Genomic DNA, 1,364 nt, shown 5'->3' on the forward strand with positions numbered 1-1,364 from the left:
GGCCCCAGTGCACTTGCTGTATGTCAGCAGGGTGATGGGTGGTTGGTCGTTGTTTGAGAACTGCACAGTGGACGCGAGCATCTGTGGCCAAGTTTTTAAGGGCGCACGGTGGATGCCTTGGCACCAGGAACCGATGAAGGACGTGGGAGGCCACGATAGTCCCCGGGGAGTCGTCAACCAGGCTTTGATCCGGGGGTTTCCGAATGGGGAAACCCGGCAGTCGTCATGGGCTGTCACCCGCTGCTGAACACATAGGCAGTGTGGAGGGAACGCGGGGAAGTGAAACATCTCAGTACCCGCAGGAAGAGAAAACAACCGTGATTCCGGGAGTAGTGGCGAGCGAAACCGGATGAGGCCAAACCGTTTACGTGTGATACCCGGCAGGGGTTGCGTAGGCGGGGTTGTGGGATCTCTCTTTCACAGTCTGCCGGCTGTGAGGCGAGTCAGAAACCGTTGATGTAGGCGAAGGACATGCGAAAGGTCCGGCGTAGAGGGTAAGACCCCCGTAGTCGAAACATCAACGGCTCGTTTGAGAGACACCCAAGTAGCACGGGGCCCGAGAAATCCCGTGTGAATCTGGCGGGACCACCCGTTAAGCCTAAATATTCCCTGGTGACCGATAGCGGATAGTACCGTGAGGGAATGGTGAAAAGTACCGCGGGAGCGGAGTGAAATAGTACCTGAAACCGTGTGCCTACAAGCCGTGGGAGCGTCGGACATCAAGCTTGCTTGGTGTCTCGTGACTGCGTGCCTTTTGAAGAATGAGCCTGCGAGTTTGCGGTGTGTTGCGAGGTTAACCCGTGTGGGGAAGCCGTAGCGAAAGCGAGTCCGAATAGGGCGATATAGTAGCGCGCTCAAGACCCGAAGCGGAGTGATCTAGCCATGGGCAGGTTGAAGCGGCTGTAAGAGGTCGTGGAGGACCGAACCCACCAGGGTTGAAAACCTGGGGGATGACCTGTGGTTAGGGGTGAAAGGCCAATCAAACTCCGTGATAGCTGGTTCTCCCCGAAATGCATTTAGGTGCAGCGTCGTGTGTTTCTTGCCGGAGGTAGAGCACTGGATAGGCGATGGGCCCTACCGGGTTACTGACCTTAGCCAAACTCCGAATGCCGGTAAGTGAGAGCACGGCAGTGAGACTGTGGGGGATAAGCTCCATGGTCGAGAGGGAAACAGCCCAGAGCATCGACTAAGGCCCCTAAGCGTACGCTAAGTGGGAAAGGATGTGGAGTCGCACAGACAACCAGGAGGTTGGCTTAGAAGCAGCCACCCTTGAAAGAGTGCGTAATAGCTCACTGGTCTAGTGATTCCGCGCCGACAATGTAGCGGGGCTCAAGCGTACCGCCGAAGTCGTGTCATTCCAGCAC

Annotated in this window: 1 rRNA gene (running past one end of the window); it reads left to right on the top strand. The window is 56.8% G+C overall.

The features are described from left to right. Window positions 1-85: 85 nt before the first annotated feature. Window positions 86-1,364 (top strand): 23S ribosomal RNA (locus ACWDVB_RS40070); its annotated part runs 1,873 nt beyond the window's last position; the annotation flags it as partial.

Source organism: Streptomyces sp. NPDC003379 (genome assembly GCF_053589195.1).